General features: G+C 66.1%; 16 protein-coding genes. 11 read left to right on the forward strand and 5 right to left on the reverse strand.

Annotation, left to right across the window (positions count from 1 at the left end; translation table 11 throughout):
- Nucleotides 1–71 precede the first annotated feature (71 nt).
- Complete coding sequence (gene rimO, locus HF690_RS07620; protein WP_113063410.1) at nt 72–1,388, forward strand: 30S ribosomal protein S12 methylthiotransferase RimO; 1,317 nt, start codon at nt 72–74, stop codon at nt 1,386–1,388.
- A 105-nt stretch (nt 1,389–1,493) separates the two neighbouring features.
- Nucleotides 1,494–2,012 (forward strand): hypothetical protein, encoded by a 519-nt coding sequence (locus HF690_RS07625; RefSeq protein ID WP_168609029.1) that lies wholly within the window; start codon nt 1,494–1,496, stop codon nt 2,010–2,012.
- Between the two features lie 37 nt (nt 2,013–2,049).
- On the opposite strand, the gene greB is transcribed toward HF690_RS07625, so the two are convergent.
- Genes greB through HF690_RS07640 form a run of 3 tightly spaced genes read right to left on the reverse strand, consistent with a single transcriptional unit; the run spans nt 2,050 to nt 5,335 of the window.
- Nucleotides 2,050–2,562, reverse strand: a complete 513-nt coding sequence (gene greB / locus HF690_RS07630; protein ID WP_168609030.1) for a transcription elongation factor GreB — start codon at nt 2,560–2,562, stop codon at nt 2,050–2,052.
- On the reverse strand, nt 2,559–3,833 hold the full coding sequence (locus HF690_RS07635; RefSeq protein WP_168609031.1) for a hypothetical protein: 1,275 nt from the start codon (nt 3,831–3,833) through the stop codon (nt 2,559–2,561). Before HF690_RS07635 ends, greB begins: the two co-directional genes overlap by 4 nt.
- Nucleotides 3,830–5,335, reverse strand: coding sequence for a helicase HerA-like domain-containing protein (locus tag HF690_RS07640; protein WP_168609032.1), 1,506 nt, complete (start codon nt 5,333–5,335; stop codon nt 3,830–3,832). Before HF690_RS07640 ends, HF690_RS07635 begins: the two co-directional genes overlap by 4 nt.
- Before the next feature lie 213 nt (nt 5,336–5,548).
- On the opposite strand from HF690_RS07640, the gene HF690_RS07645 reads away from it, so the two are divergent.
- The gene (locus HF690_RS07645) at nt 5,549–6,979 is read left to right on the forward strand and encodes a transglycosylase SLT domain-containing protein (RefSeq protein WP_240151680.1); all 1,431 of its coding nucleotides are present in this window, start codon (nt 5,549–5,551) and stop codon (nt 6,977–6,979) included.
- 60 nt (nt 6,980–7,039) lie between these two features.
- Here the strand turns inward: HF690_RS07645 and HF690_RS07650 are convergent, their stop codons facing one another.
- Together HF690_RS07650 and asd are read right to left on the reverse strand one after the other, a co-directional pair.
- The gene (locus tag HF690_RS07650; protein ID WP_193568435.1) at nt 7,040–7,504 is read right to left on the reverse strand and encodes a hypothetical protein; all 465 of its coding nucleotides are present in this window, start codon (nt 7,502–7,504) and stop codon (nt 7,040–7,042) included.
- Nucleotides 7,505–7,637: 133 nt separating this feature from the next.
- Nucleotides 7,638–8,477, reverse strand: coding sequence for an archaetidylserine decarboxylase (gene asd, locus HF690_RS07655; RefSeq protein WP_168609034.1), 840 nt, complete (start codon nt 8,475–8,477; stop codon nt 7,638–7,640).
- Between the two features lie 103 nt (nt 8,478–8,580).
- Between asd and prmB the strand changes: the two genes are divergently transcribed.
- From prmB to HF690_RS07695, 8 genes are all read left to right on the forward strand, one after another.
- Nucleotides 8,581–9,510 (forward strand): 50S ribosomal protein L3 N(5)-glutamine methyltransferase, encoded by a 930-nt coding sequence (gene prmB / locus HF690_RS07660; protein ID WP_168609035.1) that lies wholly within the window; start codon nt 8,581–8,583, stop codon nt 9,508–9,510.
- Between the two features lie 63 nt (nt 9,511–9,573).
- The gene (gene aroC, locus HF690_RS07665) at nt 9,574–10,662 is read left to right on the forward strand and encodes a chorismate synthase (protein WP_168609036.1); all 1,089 of its coding nucleotides are present in this window, start codon (nt 9,574–9,576) and stop codon (nt 10,660–10,662) included.
- 69 nt (nt 10,663–10,731) lie between these two features.
- Complete coding sequence (locus HF690_RS07670; protein ID WP_113063401.1) at nt 10,732–11,760, forward strand: aspartate-semialdehyde dehydrogenase; 1,029 nt, start codon at nt 10,732–10,734, stop codon at nt 11,758–11,760.
- Complete coding sequence (locus HF690_RS07675; RefSeq protein WP_113063400.1) at nt 11,761–12,048, forward strand: hypothetical protein; 288 nt, start codon at nt 11,761–11,763, stop codon at nt 12,046–12,048.
- Nucleotides 12,049–12,199: 151 nt separating this feature from the next.
- Nucleotides 12,200–14,665 carry a motility hub landmark protein FimV gene (locus HF690_RS07680; protein ID WP_168609037.1) on the forward strand — a complete coding sequence of 822 codons (2,466 nt, stop codon included), beginning with the start codon at nt 12,200–12,202 and terminating at the stop codon, nt 14,663–14,665.
- Nucleotides 14,666–14,760: 95 nt separating this feature from the next.
- Nucleotides 14,761–15,528 carry a tRNA pseudouridine(38-40) synthase TruA gene (truA, locus tag HF690_RS07685; RefSeq protein ID WP_113063398.1) on the forward strand — a complete coding sequence of 256 codons (768 nt, stop codon included), beginning with the start codon at nt 14,761–14,763 and terminating at the stop codon, nt 15,526–15,528.
- Nucleotides 15,525–16,166: a phosphoribosylanthranilate isomerase gene (locus tag HF690_RS07690; RefSeq protein ID WP_168609038.1), complete on the forward strand. Its 642-nt coding sequence runs from the start codon at nt 15,525–15,527 to the stop codon at nt 16,164–16,166. Before truA ends, HF690_RS07690 begins: the two co-directional genes overlap by 4 nt.
- Nucleotides 16,163–17,182: a cupin-like domain-containing protein gene (locus HF690_RS07695; protein ID WP_338042890.1), complete on the forward strand. Its 1,020-nt coding sequence runs from the start codon at nt 16,163–16,165 to the stop codon at nt 17,180–17,182. Before HF690_RS07690 ends, HF690_RS07695 begins: the two co-directional genes overlap by 4 nt.
- Nucleotides 17,183–17,224 lie beyond the last annotated feature (42 nt).

A 17,224-nucleotide genomic window follows, 5' to 3' on the forward strand; every position in this document is an offset into this window, starting at 1 on the left:
CGCAAGGCAGGAAGACCGGCCGAAACCCCTGTAGAATAAATCGTTTGCTTCCGCGCGACCAAAGAACGCTCATGTCGAGAGAACATCCGAAAGTCGGTTTCGTCAGCCTGGGTTGTCCCAAGGCCCTGGTCGATTCCGAGCGCATCCTGACCCAGCTTCGCGTCGAGGGCTACGACATCGTGCCCAGCTATGACGCCGCCGACGCCGTCGTGGTCAACACTTGTGGCTTCATCGATGCTGCCGTGCAGGAATCGCTGGACGCCATCGGCGAGGCGCTGCACGAGAACGGCAAGGTCATTGTCACCGGCTGTCTGGGCAAGCGCTCGGAACTGATCCGCGAAGCCTATCCGGAAGTGCTGGCGATCAGCGGTCCGCAGGACTACGCCAGCGTCATGGATGCCGTGCACACCGCGCTTCCGCCGCGCCGCGACCCGTTCGTCGATCTGATGCCGGACACCGGCGTCAAGCTGACGCCGAAGCACTACGCGTATCTGAAGATCGCCGAGGGCTGCAATCACAACTGCAGCTTCTGCATCATTCCGTCGATGCGCGGCCGCTTGGTCAGCCGTCCGGTGAACGAGGTGCTGAGCGAGGCCGAGAAGCTGGTGCGCGGCGGCGTGAAGGAGCTGCTGGTCATCAGCCAGGACACCAGCGCCTACGGCGTCGACACGCGCTACGCCGAGCACGTCTGGCGCGACAAGGCCTACCGCACGCGCATGACCGAGCTGTGCGAGGGGCTGGCCGAACTGGATGCGTGGGTCCGTCTGCACTACGTCTATCCGTACCCGCATGTCGACGAACTGATGCCGCTGATGGCCGAGGGCAAGATCCTTCCGTATCTGGACATTCCGTTCCAGCACGCCAGCCCGCGCATCCTCAAGCTCATGAAGCGACCCGGCAACATCGAGCGCACGCTGGAGCGCGTGCAGGCCTGGCGCCGCGAGGTGCCGGAGCTGACCCTGCGCAGCACCTTCATCGTCGGTTTTCCCGGCGAGACCGACGCCGAGTTCGAGGAGCTGCTGGACTTTCTGCGCGAGGCTGAGCTGGATCGCGTCGGCGCGTTCGCCTATTCGCCGGTCGACGGTGCGGCGGCCAACGCGCTGCCCGATCCGATCGACGAGGAACTGAAGGAAGACCGCCTGGAGCGCTTCATGCAGGTGCAGGCGGAGATTTCCGCCAAGCGTCTGCAGCGCCGCATCGGACAGACCATGCAGGTGCTGGTGGACGAGGTCGGCACGGGCGGCGCGCTGGCGCGTTCGGCGGCCGACGCGCCGGAAATCGATGGCGTGGTGCGCATTGCCGACGGCCATGACCTGAAGCCGGGGCAGTTCGTGCAGGTGCGCGTGGAAGATGCGGATCAGCACGATCTGGATGCGCGCCTGGTCTGACGGTCAGGCGCCCGTCGCGACGGGCGCCTACGGCGTTTAGGCGGACGTCATGATCGGGCGTCCGCACTCCGGTACAGTCGGCTTATTCCACAAGGAGTTCTGCCGATGCACGCACGCCACGCCCGTTTCCTTTCCGCCCACCGCGCCATGTTCCTGCTGCGTTGGGCGGCGATGCTTCTGTTGCTGGCGCCTGTGCTGGGCATGGCGCAGGGCGTCTCACAGCGCCTGAGCGCGTCCGACCGCGCCGAGATTTCCAACTTCCAGCTCAATCAGGACGTGCTGGCGCGCTTGCAGGCGGTGACCGCCGATGGCAAGGCCATGCACGTCAAGAAGTCGCAGCTCGACATGAGCAAGGTGCATACGCTGGACGACATGGCCGATCAGCTGGTCTCCGTCGACCCGCGCATCAAGCCGCTGCTGTCCAAGCACGGCTTCACGCCGCATCAGTTCGTGGTCGCCAATCTGGCGCTGGTGGGTACGGCGATGGCGGTGCGCATGGAGCGCGATCCGAAGATGGCCAAGTACATCGACACCAGCAAGCTCAATCAGCACAACGTGCAGTTCTACAAGTCCCACGAGGCGCAGATCCTGCGCATGATGCAGCAGAGCCAGGGCGACCAGTAAGCGCATCCGGACCGGCGCGGTGCGAGGCCGCGCCGGTTCAGCGATCCTCGCGGTCGTAGCGGACGTCGATCACGATGTAGGTGGTCACGCCAGCGGGCAGATGGGCCTCGAATTCGTCGTCCACGCGCTGCTTGAGCGCGGCGCGCGCCAGCGGCGAGTCGATGCTGATATGACCCAGTCGCGCGTTCGTCTCGTCCGGCCCGACGATGCGATAGCGCACGACATCCCCGCTTTCGGCGTTCTCCAGTTCGATGTGCGCGCCGAAGAAAATGGTGTCCGTGCGCGTCGGCACGGCATCGGCGACGCGCAGCGAAGGAATGCGCTTGCTCAGATACCGCACGCGCCGGTCGATCTCGCCGAGCTGCTTCTTGCGGTAGGTGTATTCGGCGTTCTCCGAACGGTCGCCCTCGGCGGCGGCCGCGGCCAGCGCCTTGACCACCTCGGGGCGCTTGCGGTGCCACAGTTCGTCCAGTTCGGCCTTCAGTCGCTCGAAACCTTCGCGAGTGATGATCGCCGTCGAGCGCGGCGGAGGGGGGCGCCAGCGGCTCATGCAGTCGCTCCGCCGCGGTTCGGGTGCAGGTCGTGGGCGTGCAGGAACGCTTCGATCTCGGCGCGTTCGGGGCGATCACCAAACGCCTGCAGCAGCTTGTTCGCAAGCACGCCTGCTTCGGCGGCCTGGCCCATGCGCTCGGCCAGTAGACGCGCCGCCAGCAAGCCGTAATACGGTGCTCGGCCATCACGCGGCCAGCGGTTGGGGTAGCCGCGCGCCAGTTTCAGCGCCAGTTGCGTCATCCCTTGTGCTGCCGCGGCGTCGGCCAGGCGCGCGGCGCTCTCCGGTTGGTCGGGCATGAAGTTCGGATCCAGGTGGATGCATTCGGTGGCCAGACGCAGCGCTGGGCGCACCTGGTCCTCATTCAGCAACAGGGCGAGATGGCTCTGTGCGTAGCGCAGCAGCGCGTCGCGATCTCCGCGCTGGCGCAGCAGGTTGCGATGCGCCTCGAACAAGCTCGCGGTGGGATGCCGCTCGCGAAGTCGGTCGCGCAGCAGGCTTTCGGCGGTGCCGTGCTCGTTGTCGGCGATCAGTTCGGCCACGTCGCGCAGCAGATCGTCGTCTTCATTGCGGCCGCTGGCGGCGGACAGCACGTCGGCGTCGGGCTGATGGCCGAGCTCTTCGTGATGTTTGTGTATCAGCACGCCGAGCAGGTGGAACTGCAGCAAGCACAGATAGATCACCAGCGTGAACCACAGTGCATGCCCAAGCCAGCTGCCTGCGACGATGTAGCCGATGTAGCTGAGGTACTCGAGCAGGCCGACAAACACCGGCAGCAGATAGGCCGGTCCGAAGACATAGATGGCGCGGCCCCAGCGTGCCGGATGCAGCGCGCCGAGCAGGCTGTCCTCGAAGGCCAGCGCAGTGGCGATGACGGGGAGCAGCACGATGAAGGCCAACAGCACCAGCCAGGCCATCGGGTGCGGCATCAGGGCGATGTAGAGCGCGGTGTAGCCCAGCTTCTGCAGCACCAGCATGGTGATGGCCGGGGCATAGTCGCCGTACATCGTGATTTCCGGTGGATCGGCGTAGCCGTCCGCGGTGCGGCGCAGACTTTCCATCGCGTACAGGATGATGCTGGCCCAGACCACCTGGCCGGCCGCGAAACTGACCAGGCCCGGCAGCAAGTCGGTGAGGATGTGCGCGATGCTCAGCGCCACCAGCGTCGGCAGCGCCGCGTTGCGCAACGGATACAGTGGCGAGCGGAAAAAGCGCTCGCTCAGCGGCGTGCGGGCATCGACGATGTCTGGATGCGTGGATCGGGCATTCATGAGCGGCGCGACCCGCCGAGGATGCCGCCCAGCACACCGCGCAGAATCTGCCGGCCCAGGCCGCTGCCGACGCTGCGAAGCATGGACTTGCCCATGGCCTCGAGCATGCCCTGACGCCGCCCGGTGCCCAGCATGGCGTCGCGCAGCGCGCCGCCCCAGCCGCCTTCTTCGGCCTGGGCCTTGGTCTGTTTTGCGGCTTTTTCAGGTTCGTCGGCGGCTTTCTCGTCGGCGCGCCGGGCCAGCATCTCGGCGGCGGAGTCGCGGTTGACCGGCGTGTCGTACTTCGGTCCCACCGGCGAGCGCGAAGCGACCTGTCTGCGTTCGTCCTCGGTGATCGTGCCGATGCGGCTGACCGGCGCGACCACCAGCACGGGTTCGACCGGACTCGGCACGCCGCGGTCGCGCAGCGTGGTCGCCAGCGCCTCGCCGACGCCGAGCGTGGTGATGACCTCGGCCACATCCACCTTCGGATTGACCGGGAAGGTCTCGGCAGCGGCCTTGATCGCCTTGCGGTCGCGCGGTGTGAAGGCGCGCAGGGCGTGCTGCACGCGGTTGCCGAGCTGACCGAGGATGTCGTTGGGCACGTCGTCCGGATTCTGCGAGCAGAAGTACACGCCCACGCCCTTGGAGCGGATCAGGCGGACCACCTGTTCCACGCGCTGCAGCAGGGCGGGGGGGCACTCGTCGAACAGCAGGTGCGCCTCATCGAAGAAGAACACCAGCTTCGGCGCCTCGGCATCGCCGACTTCCGGCAGCCGTTCGAACAGTTCCGACAGCAGCCACAGCAGGAAGGTCGAATACAGGCGCGGTTTCAGGATCAGCTGGTCGGCGGCGAGGATGTTGATGACGCCGCGGCCGGACATGTCCTGGCGCATCAGATCGGCGAGGTCCAGCGCCGGTTCGCCGAAGAACTGCGTGGCGCCGTCCTTCTCCAGCTGCAGCAGGCTGCGCTGGATGGCACCGATGCTGGCCTTGCTGATCAGTCCGTACTGTGCCGAGATCTCGCTGGCGTGCTCGGCGGCGAACTTCAGCAGCGAACGCAGGTCGTCCAGGTCCAGCAGCAGCCAGCCGTTGTCGTCGGCGACGCGGAACGCCACGTCGAGCACGCCTTCCTGGGTGTCGTTGAGCTCCATCACCCGCGCCAGCAGGGTCGGGCCCATTTCCGAGATGGTGGTGCGCACGGGATGGCCGAGCCGGGCATAGAGATCCCAGAAGACCACCGGGTTGGCGCTGGGCGACCAGCCGTCCAGCCCCAGCTTGTCCAGGCGTGCCCTGAGTTTTTCACCGGGTGCGGGGGCAGGCTGGGACAGACCGGCCAAGTCGCCTTTCACGTCCGCCAGGAACACCGGTACGCCGCGCCGCGAGAAGCCTTCCGCCAGCACCATCAGGCTGACCGACTTGCCGGTGCCGGTGGCCCCCGCGATCATGCCGTGACGGTTGCCGAAGCGCGGTTCGAGTTCTACCGCGGCGGCGTCGTTCTTGCCGATCAGTATGTTGTCCATCTGTCCGCCTCCCGGCTCGTGAGTCTTCGATTCTAGTCTGCTTCCGGTCGATGAAAACCCATCGGTTCACTTGAGCCGTTGTCGGAGGGCAGATACGGTAACGGGCTTTACGCCATGCCTGTTGTGTAGTTCATGATCCGATTGTCTCGGCTTGCCCGGTTTCTGCTTCCGCTCACCGTTTCGGGAATCACGCTGCTGTCCGGTTGCGCCGGAATGTCGTCGTCCACGCGTGCCTCGGGTGCGGATGGTGCGGCGAGCGCGCCGGTGAACGAGCAGCAGGTCAATGCGCTGTACGCGCAGCTCGATCAGGCCAGCGGGCAGTACGAGGATGCGCTGCAGTTGGCCCGCAGTGGCGACAAGAAACAGGCTGATCAGACGCTGGACGAGACCTTGGATCAGCTCAAGGATGCTGCCGCGAAGTGCGGCGATACGCCCGGCTGCGATCCGCAGCGTTTCTTCTCGGTGTTCGACCACCTGCTGCGTCTGAAGGACGGCAGCTTCATCGCCGGCGACGAAGGTGACACGCTGCCGGACACGCCCGATGCGGGAGTGGCCGGCGATGCCTCTTCTCCGGTCATCCAGGCGTTGCCGCGCGCGCAGCAGAGTGTCACATTGCTGCGTGGGCACAAGCTGTCCGACCTGATCGCGATGAACGGTCCGGTCAAGGCCGCGCTGGAAGAATGGTTGACCTGGCTGCGTCCGCAACTCATGAACGCGTACGTCAACTACGAATACATGCGCTACGAGATGTGGCCGGCCTACCGCAAGGCGGATCTGCCCGAGGCCATCCTGTTCGGCATTCTGGCCAAGGAGTCCGGCGGCAAGGTGCATGCAGTGTCGCGTTCCGGAGCTGCCGGGCCGCTGCAGTTCATGTATTCGACCGGCCGCCGTTTCGGCCTCGGCACGGTCGACGGTTTCGACCAGCGTTTCGACCCGGCGCTGTCGGCCAAGGCCAACGCGGCCTACATGGACGAACAGCTGAAGGTCTTCAACGACAATCTGGAGCTGACCCTGGCGGCCTACAACGGCGGTGAGGGCCGCGTGCGGCGTCTGGTCGACGGTCGCGACAACATCAGCTTCTACGACCCGAAGATCTATTTCTCGCTGCCGGCGGAGACTCGCGACTACGTGCCGATGGTGCTGGCGGCGGCATGGCTGTTCCTGCATCCGCACCGGTATCACCTGAAGTTCCCGCATCTGGACGTGCGTCCGGGTCATATCGTGCTGCAGCGTCCGGCATCGTTGTCCGAGCTGACCGTGTGTCTGGGCGAGGCCGGGGGCAAGCAAGACGGCTGGTTCCGCGTGCTGCGCAATCTCAATCCGCGTCTCAATCCGCAGAAGGCGCAGCCCGAGGGCGCGCGCCTGAATGCGCCGAAGGTGCTGGAAAAGGCCTATGCGGCCAGTTGCACGGGTGGGCACTGGCCCGAGCTGGCGGCCGATCTGCATGCCGCGAGCGACCCGACGATGCCGGCCTGGATGCGGATGCGCCATTATCGCGTGCGTCGCGGCGACACGCTCAGCGGCATCGTGCGACGTCTGGGGTGCTCGAATCTGCGGACAGTGGCGCGCATGAACCATCTGCACCCGCCGCATTACGCGATCCGTGCCGGACGCAGGTTGAAGCTGCCGCGCTGCAGGCGCTGATATTGCCTGGCATGGCCCCCTCTCCCTGGCGGGCCATGCGCAGCGCGAACGCCGGGGAGATCAGGCCACGGCGGCAGAAGTCGAAGAGGAATCGGAAGCGGCGGATTCCGTCGTGGCGGTGGATTCGCCGAGCCGCTCCTTGAGTTGTCGAACCACGCGCATGACCTGGCGGTGCAGGTCGGCGGCGCCGGGTGCGTCAGAGGCATTCGTCTCGTGGTAGATCACTGCCAGCCAAAGCCCGATGCCGCGCATGCGCACCTGCGGATTGTCCGAGCGTACGCGGGTGATGCCGATGTCGGCGCCGGAGCCCCAGGCGGTGGTTTCGTCCTCGGGCGGGGTGCCGTACATCCACGGTGGATCGCAGCGCGAGGCGAGTTCCAGTTCGCGAGCCGTGATGCTGGCGACCTGACGCCCCATCGGGGCGGGCAGGGCGAAGATCGCGTTCTCGATCTCGCGCAGTTGGCGACCCAGCTTCATCATTCGAGTCATCGCGAGAATGCGATTGACGACCTGTATCGGCTTCACCCCGGTGTTCCTCCACGTGCCAACGCCAGCAGGCGCATATCAAGCGTGAAAGCCGAGCATAGCCAGAGCTGAGCGGGAAATCTATCCCTTTGCGTCACAAACTGACGCGTTACGTCAGTTTGAGGGCGTGGGTCTACACGTGGCCGATCCGTTGACGGACCTGGACCGGTTGCTGGCTGTGCAGCGCCGGATCCAGTTCGCCACTGCCTTCAGGCAGCAGAACGATGACTGTCGATCCCATGTTGAAACGGCCCATTTCCTGGCCGCGCGCGAGCCGGATGCCGCGACCGCTGGCGTCGCGATCGGTGATGCGGCTGGCATAGGGCGGGATGGTCAGACCGTCCCAGACCGTGGATACGCTCGAAACCAGGATCGCGCCGACCAGGATTACCGCGAACGGGCCGTGTTCGCCGCGGAAGTGGCAGATCAGGCGCTCGTTGCGCGCGAACAGGCGCGGAATCGCCTCGACCGCGAACGGTGCGACGCTGAAGATGCGCCCCGGCACGTGGCGGGTCGAGACCAGCTCGCCGTCCATCGGCATGTGCACGCGGTGGTAATCCCGTGGGGACAGGTACACGGTGGCGAAGTGACCGTGGCGGTAGGGGCCGGCTGCGGCTTCGTCGGCGAGCAGTTCGGCGGCGGTGTAGGACTGCCCCTTGGCCTGGAAGATGCGGCCCTCCTCGATACGCCCGGCCTGGCTGATGCGGCCGTCGGCCGGCGAGACGATGCTGCGCGGGTCGGCGTCCAGCGGCCGTGCATCCGGTTTCAGCTCGCGCGTGAAGAACTCGTTGAAGTGCGCATAGGCGCGAGGATCGGGCTGTGCGGCCTGACGCATGTCGACGCCGTATCGCCGCACGATCTGGCCGATCAGGAAGTTCTTCCAGGGCGCCCATGTCCAGCGCGTCGCCCAGTAGACGATGCGCGACAGGAAGCGGTGCGGGAGCAGGTATTGGAGCAGGACCTTGGATTTCATCCGCGAAGTATAGGGGCTGGGCGGCGCGCGCGGTCGGTTCGGTGCCTGTTTCGCGCGCCCGGCTCCTCTATACTTGTGCGTCGTTTTTCTAGGGCTGCGCCGCGTGACCGCCGAACTCGCCACCATCGTCGACTTCATCCGCTACGGCGCCAGCCGTTTCTCCGCTGCCGAGCTCATGTACGGCCATGGCCAGGACAGCGCCATCGACGAGGCTACGCAGCTGGTGCTCGCGGCGCTGCACCTGCCGCCGGATCTGCCGCCAGCCTATGGCGCCGCGACCCTGACCGCGCAGGAACGCACGGAAGTACTGGCGTTGATTCAGCGCCGTCTGCACGAGCGCGTGCCGGTGGCCTATCTGGTCGGTGAGGCCTGGTTCGCGGGGCTGAAGTTCAAGTCCGACGCGCGCGCCCTGGTGCCGCGCTCGCCGATCGCCGAGCTGATCCAGAACGGCTTCTCGCCCTGGCTGGATGGACGCGAGATCGAGCGCGCACTGGACATGTGCACCGGGTCGGGCTGCATCGGCATCGCCATGGCGGCGTACCAGCCGGACTGGCGCGTGGACCTGGTCGATGTCAGCGAGGATGCACTGGCGCTGACCCGCGAGAATATGGCTTTCCAGCATGTCGATGCGAATCGTGTCCGTGCCGTCCAGTCGGACCTTTTCGATGCGCTGGACGGCGAGCGTTACGACCTCATCGTTTCCAATCCGCCGTATGTCAGCCAGGCCGAGTACGACGCGCTGCCGGGCGAGTACGCGCACGAGCCGCAGTTGGGTCTGACCTCGGGCGAGGACGGACTGAACCTGTGCCTGCGCATGCTCGACGAAGGCGCCGAACACCTCACCGAGCAGGGGCTGATGATTGTCGAGGTAGGCAACAGCGAACATGCGCTGAGCGCATTGCTGCCCGAGGTGCCGTTCGTGTGGCTGGAGTTCCAGACCGGTCCCATGGGCGTGTTCGCGATCGAGCGCCGCGACCTCGTCGAGCATGCCGATGCGATCCACGCGGCCGCCGCAAAGCGCGCGAAGGCATAAGCGGGGCTTGCAAGCGCGCGCGGAACGACCGACGCTAGCGTATTCGCGCCACTCGAATCAGCCATGTCCAGCAACGCATTCGGCAAACTGCTCACGGTGACGACCTTCGGCGAAAGCCACGGGCCGGCCATCGGCTGCGTGGTGGACGGTTGTCCGCCGGGTCTTGTGCTCGACGCCGGCGATTTCGCGTCCGATCTGGCGCGGCGCGCCACGGGCAAGTCGCGCTACACCTCGCAGCGCCGCGAGGCGGACGAAGTCGAGATCCTGTCCGGCGTGTACGAGGGCGCGACCACCGGCACGCCCATCGCGCTGCTGATCCGCAACACGGACGCGCGTTCCAAGGACTATTCGGAGATCGCGCGCACCTTCCGTCCCGGCCATGCCGACTACACGTACTGGCACAAATACGGCGTGCGCGATCCGCGCGGCGGCGGACGCAGCTCGGCGCGCGAGACCACCATGCGCGTGGCGGCGGCGGTGATCGCCAAGAAATGGCTGGCCGAGCATCACGGCGTGCGGGTGCGCGGGCATCTTTCCGCGCTCGGCGAGCTGACCCCGCGCGCGTTCGACTGGGACGCGGTCGAGGCCAATCCGTTCTTCTGGCCCGACGCCGGCATGGTGTCGGAGCTGGAGGCTTACATCACCGCGTTGCGCAAGTCCGGCGATTCGGTCGGTGCGCGCGTGGACGTGGTCGCCGAGGGCGTGCCGCCGGGCTGGGGTGAGCCGGTCTACGGCAAGCTCGACGCCGAGCTTGCGTCGGCGCTGATGAGCATCAACGCGGTCAAGGGGGTGGAGATCGGCGACGGTTTCGCGGCCGTGTCGCAGAAGGGCAGCGAGCATCGCGACGAAATCACCGCCGACGGATTCCTGTCCAACCACGCTGGCGGCATTCTCGGCGGCATTTCCAGCGGCCAGCCGGTTCGCGCCTCGATCGTCCTGAAACCGACGTCCAGCATCCTGATTCCCGGCCGCAGCGTGGATCTCGACGGCCAACCCACCGAGGTGGTGACCAAGGGCCGTCATGACCCTTGCGTCGGCATCCGTGCCACGCCCATCGCCGAGGCGATGATGGCACTGGTGCTGATGGATCACGCCCTGCGCCATCGCGCGCAATGCGGCGACGTCGGCGACATCCGGCCTCGTATCGCCTGAATGTCGCCCCACGCCCGCCCGCACCCGTTTGTACGCTTCCCCTGAAAATCTCCGAGATGTCCTGAACCCATGAGTCGCAAGAGCAGCTACAACATTGCCGTCGTGGGCGCCACCGGCGCCGTGGGCGAAACCCTGCTGGCCCTGCTGGCCGAACGCGAAGTGCCCGTGGACACGCTGGTGCCGCTGGCCAGCGAGCGCTCGGCAGGCGGCACAGTCGAGTTCGGCAGCAAGGAAATCATGGTTCGCAATCTGGCCGACTATGATTTTGCGGATATCGATATCGCCTTCTTCTCCGCCGGCGGTGCGGTCAGTCGCGAGCACGCACCGCGTGCGGCGGCGGCTGGCGCGGTGGTCATCGACAACACCTCGGAATTCCGCAATGACGAGGACGTGCCGCTGGTGGTCAGCGAGGTCAATCCGCACGCCATCGCCGAATACGAGCGCCGCCGCATCATCGCCAATCCCAACTGCTCGACCATGCAGATGATGGTCGCGCTGGCGCCGATCCATCGCGCTGTCGGCATCGAGCGCATCAATGTGGCGACCTATCAGTCGGTGTCCGGGGCGGGGCGTTCGGGCATGGAAGAGCTGGGGCGTCAGACCGCTGCGCTGCTGAACTTCCAGAAACCCGAGATCGACAAGTTCAGCAAGCAGATCGCGTTCAATGTGATCCCGCACATTGACGTGTTCATGGACAACGGCTACACCCGGGAAGAGATGAAGATGGTCTGGGAGACGCGCCGGATTCTGGAAGACGCGTCGATCCAGGTGAACCCGACCGCCGTGCGGGTGCCGGTGTTCTACGGCCATGCGGAAGCCGTGCACATCGAGACCCGCGACAGGATCACCGCCGAGCAGGCGCGTGAACTGCTGGCGCAGGCGCCGGGCGTCGTGCTGATGGATCAGCGCAAGGACGGGGGATATCCCACGCCGGTCGGCGACGCCGCCGGCAAGGATCCGGTGCTGGTCGGCCGCATTCGCGAGGACATTTCCCACCCCAACGGACTGGACTTATGGGTGGTGGCCGACAACATCCGCAAGGGCGCGGCGCTGAATGCCGTGCAAGTGGCACAGATTCTGATCGAGGAGTACCTGTAAATGATGTCAGGCAAACGTTGGGGATGGATGCTGCCCGGACTGCTTCTGGCGGGCGCGTGCATGGCACAGGCCGGGAGCGGTTCGACGCAGACGCAGCTGAAGCAGATGCAGAAGAAGGTGGCCCAGCAGCAGGCGCAGGCCAAGGATCTGCAGCAGCAAGTCGAAGATCTCAAGCAGCGTAATGCATCCGAGCAGGCCGACCTGGCCAAGCGCGACCAGGAGATCGCGCGTCTGAAGGCGCTCCTGTCCAAGCAGAAGGGCGCAGCGCCCGCGACTTCGTCCAAGTAGGCGAAGAACTTCTCGTTTCATCGCTCCGGACACGGAATCTGGTGTGTCCGGGTTGGTGGAAATCGTATTTGTGAACTAAAGTTACGATATTGTTGTAAAGTCGCGTCGAGATTGCTGACGTGTCTTTGACGTCGTGAGTGGGGAGCACTCGATGAACCGGTCCTTGAAGCTGTCGATCCTGGTGGCTTTGACGTTGAGCAGTACCCAGGCGCTTGCGCTTGGTCTGGGTCAGATCCGTGTCAAATCCGCATTGAACAAGCCGCTGGTGGCGGAAATTCCGCTGCGCACCGATTACCCGGGCGAGGCGGACAAGATGCAGGTCTCGCTGGCCTCGAACGACCAGTTCGCGCGCGCAGGCCTGGACCGCATGAGCCTGACGGTCCAGCTCAAGTTCAAGGTCACCACCAATGCGGCGGGGCAGAAGGTCATTCTGGTGACCTCCGACCAGCCGGTGCGTGAATCGTTCCTCGATTTTCTGGTCAAGGTCACCTGGCCGCGTGGTCAGCTGCTGCGTGAATACACGGTGCTGCTGGATCCGCCGGAAGCCGTGGCCACGACGCGCCTGCAGGGGGCGGTTGCACCGTCTGCGCCGGCGCCCGCTCCGCGCAAGCCGGTGCCGAAACCGGCGCCGCCTGCGGCACCTGCACCGAAACTGGCGGCCCCTCGCGCTGCCAGCGCGCCGCCGGCACACAAGCCAGCACCAGCACCAGCACCTGCACCTGCACCTGCACCTGCGCCTGCGCCGTCCGCGCCGCAGGGCGGGCAGTACGGTCCGGTGCATGCCGGACAGACGCTGTGGGGCATCGCAACCAAGATGCGTGACGCCAATGTGAGCGTCAATCAGATGATGCTGGCTCTGCAGTCGGCCAATCCGGACGCGTTCTACAAGAACAACATCAACGCGCTGAAGCGCGGTGCGGTGCTGCGCATTCCGACGCGTGCCCAGCAGCAGGCCATGACCGCTGCGGCGGCCGTGGCCGAGGTGCGTCGACAGAATCGGGACTGGAGCGCGGCCGCTCCCGGGCATCCGACCATGATCGGATCCGCGGGTGGAGCGAATACGACGGCATCGAGACGATCGAATGCCGCGCGCGGCTCGGCCGCTGCGGGTGCGGGCGGCGATCAGCTGAAACTCGTGCCGCCCAGCCAGGGCGGCGAGAGCACCGGCGCGCGTGCCGGTTCGGCCAAGGGCAGTGATCAGGTCACGGTCGCGCAGCTGCATCAGGACATCGCGCGAACCAAGGAGGCGCTGTCCAGCGCCAAGCAGCAGACGGCCGATTTGCAGACGCGCCTGAAGAGTCTGAAGGACATCCAGGACAAGAACGACCGCCTGATGAGCCTGAAGAACGCCGAGATCGCCGAACTGCAGAACAAGCTTGCCGCCGCTGGCCAGCCGGTGCCGGGCGCGTCGAGCGCCATGCCGGCCATGAGCGGAAGTGTGGCCGGCGCCGCCAAGGCATCCACGGCCATGACGCCAGTTGCGGCCGCTTCGGTTGCTGCTTCGTCGAGCGCGATGAAGACGTCTGCGGCCAGCAAGCCGGTGCCCGCCAAGAAGGCGGCCGCCAAGCCGGCGCCGGCTCGTGCCGTGGCACAGCCCTGGTATGCCTCGCTGCTGGGGTCGCTGTGGGCGAAGGTCGCCGCCGCGATCGTGGTCGTGCTGGCTCTGCTGATGCTGCTGCTGCGCAGCCGGCGCGGAAAGAAGGTCGAGTCGGTTGCGGGTTCGTCGTCGCTGGCGGACCAGTTCGGCGATTCGCCGCTGGGCGATGCGCCGGCCGACGATTTCGACGAAGAGCAGGATGCACTGCTGCGCGAGTTGGCGGAGAGTCCCGACGACATCGGTCTGCATCTGGAGCTGGTGAGCCTGTACTACGCGCGTCGTGACGTCGAGCATTTCGAAGCGGCGGCCGAGGCGATGTACACGCACGTCAGCGATCCGCAGCAGCCGGAGTGGCAGGACGTGGTGACGATGGGCGAAGAGCTTTCGCCGGACTACCCGCTGTTCGCTGGCGGCGCCGAAGCCTATGCGCCGGTGGTGCCGGACGATGCGCCTTCCCAGCAGGATGAAGCGCCGCAGGATGCTGCGGCGGCCGAGGAGCCGATTTCCGAATACTCCTACGATTTCGACCTCACGCCGGAAGCGGCCGAAGCGCCCAAGCCGGAACCGGAGGCTCCCAGCGAGGATGAATACGACGCGCTGCCGCCTTTGCCCGGCGAGGAGACGCCTGCGCCTGTAGCCGACCTGGGCGACGAGATCGAAGGCTTCGAATTGCCGGAGATCGAGCCGGAACCGGAGGCCGACGTGTCGCCGGTGACCGAGCCGGACATGACGCTGGATCTCGAGTCCGTGCCCGGACTGGAGCCGGAGCCGGAATCCGCGCCGGAACGCGAGTCCGAGCCGATGATGGAGTCGTTCGATCTGGATATCGACGAGGAAGAGAGCGACGCACCGGCCCCGGGGCTGGGCGGCGATGCCGTCGACACCAAGATCGATCTGGCTCGCGCCTACATGGACATGGGTGACCCGGACGGCGCTCGCGCCATGCTCGAAGAAGTGCTTGCCGAGGGCAGCGGGCCGCAGCGCGATGTCGCGCAGAAGCTGCTCGACGAGCTCGACTGATTCCATCGCGCTCTGTGGATTTCGACGCCGGCCCGCCGACACGGAGCCGGCGTCGTTGTATTCTGGCGCGCTGATTCCGCACATCACGGTTACACATGCGTATTGCCCTGGGTATCGAATACGACGGCACCGACTTCATGGGCTGGCAACGGCTGAGCCACGGTCCGACCGTGCAGTCCGCTGTCGAGAAGGCAGTGTCGACCGTGGCCGACACCCCGCTCGACGTCACCTGCGCCGGCCGAACCGATGCAGGCGTGCATGCGCGCTGTCAGGTTGTGCACATGGATACCGAGGTCCAGCGCAGCATGCGCGGATGGGCGTTGGGTGGTTGCGCCAACCTGCCGCGCAGCGTGGCGGTGTTGTGGGCGCAGCCTGTGGCTGACGATTTTCATGCGCGCCATAGCGCTCGCGCCAGGCGCTACCGCTACAGCATTCTGAATCGCCCGGTGCGCGCAGCGCTGGAAGCGCGCTACGTGACCTGGGAGCGTCACCCGCTGGATGCCGAGGCCATGCATGCCGCAGCACAGGCCCTGGTCGGCGAACACGATTTCAGCGCGTTTCGCGCCATCGCCTGTCAGGCCCGGCATGCGCGCCGTGAGGTGCGCGAGGTGCGAGTCTGGCGCGATGGCGAACATGTGCATGTCGAGATCGAGGCCAACGCCTTTCTCTACCATATGGTGCGCAACATCGTCGGCTCGCTGCTGCCGATCGGTCGCCACGAACGTCCGGAAGCGTGGATGGCCGAGCTGCTTGCCGGCCGCGATCGCGATGTCGCGGGACCGACGGCACCCGCTTCCGGATTGACCTTCATCGGCCCGCGCTATCCTGCGGACTGGATGCTGCCCGAGGAAGTGACCCTGTGACACGTACACGCGTAAAGTTCTGCGGCATGACCCGGGTCGCGGATGCGGTAGCGGCTGCCGAACTGGGCGTGGACGCCATCGGCATGGTCTTCACGCCGCGCAGTCGACGCTGCGTGGCCATCGCGCAGGCCAAGGTGATGCGCGAGGCTGTGCCGCCCTTCGTGGATGTCGTGGCGCTGTTCATGGATGACGATCCCGTCTACGTCCAGAGCGTGATCGAGGCGGTGCGGCCGGATCTTCTGCAATTTCATGGCAGCGAAACGGTCGCCGATTGCACGCGATACGGGCGGCGTTATCTGAAAGCGGTGGCCATGGGCGAGGGGGCGGACGCCGCTTCGGCACTCTCGGCGCATCCACGCGCATCGGGCCTGTTGCTGGACGGCCACGCGCCGGGTGCGGTGGGGGGCAGCGGCCAACGATTCGATTGGTCGCGCATGCCGCGACGGCATGCTCAGCCGCTGATTCTGGCCGGCGGCCTCTCGTCGGAAAACGTCGGCGATGCCATCGCTGCGGCGAGGCCCTGGGGCGTGGATGTCGCCAGCGGCATCGAGTCGTCGCCGGGCGTCAAGGATGCGGCGAAGATGCATGCTTTCATGCAGGCCGTTCGCACTGCGGACCGGAAACGGGACGAGGCGTGAGGATCGAGGTGCCGGCGGCGATCGAGGAGCGCGACCTCGCGCACCGCCCGCTGACACCGGACGATCTGAAACATCGGACGCAACCGTTGGTGTTGCGCGGGCTGGTGTCCGACTGGCCCATGGTCGAAGCCGCGCGAGTCTCCGATACCGCGTTCGCCCGTCTGCTGGCGCAGGCGGATTCGGGCGAGGAGGTCGATGTCCTGCTGATGGCGCCCGAGGAAGAGGGCGTGATCGGTTACAACGCGGCGCTGGATGGCTTCAATTACGAACATCACCGTGTCCCGGTGACGCAGGGATTGAAGCGCCTGGCCGCCTACAGCCGTGAATCGGGCGAGGTGCCGGGACTTGCGGTGCAGAGCGCATTGATGCGGCGTTGCACGCCCTCGCTGCTGGAGACGCATCGTCTGCCGTTTCTGGCACCGGCCATCGAACCGCGCCTGTGGATCGGCAATCGCGTCACGACACCGGTGCATTTCGACGAGTACCACAATATCGCATGCGTGACCTGCGGCCAGCGCCGTTTCACGCTGTTTCCGCCCGAACAGGTGGGCAACCTCTACATCGGTCCGCTGGATTTCGCGCCGACCGGCGCGGCGATCAGCGTGGCGCGTCCGGATCGCCCGGACGATCCTCGGTATCCACGCCTGCGCGACGCCCTGAAGCATGCGCAACAGGCGGAGCTTTCGCCGGGTGATGCTCTCTATATTCCGCCGATGTGGTGGCATCACGTGGCTTCGTTGCAGCGCATCAATGCGCTGGTCAATTTCTGGTGGCGGCCGGTGCAGACCGAAGGCGCGTCGCCGCAGACCGGCCTCGGCGCCTTGCTGCACGCCATAGTGGCGTTCCGGTCGCTGCCGGATGCAGAGCGCGCGGCATGGCGCACGCTGCTGGATCATTACGTGTTCGACGATGCCGACCCGCTTTCGCATGTGCCGGATGCCCGAAAGGGCGTACTGGGCGAGCCGACGGCGGAAGACATTGCGGCGCTGCGCGAGCGCATACGCGACTACCTCTGAACGCGTGGTTGCCTCCTGAGCGTATAGGCATGGGGAACGACA

Source organism: Oleiagrimonas citrea, assembly GCF_012395255.1.
GTDB classification, from domain to species: Bacteria; Pseudomonadota; Gammaproteobacteria; order Xanthomonadales; family Rhodanobacteraceae; genus Oleiagrimonas; species Oleiagrimonas citrea.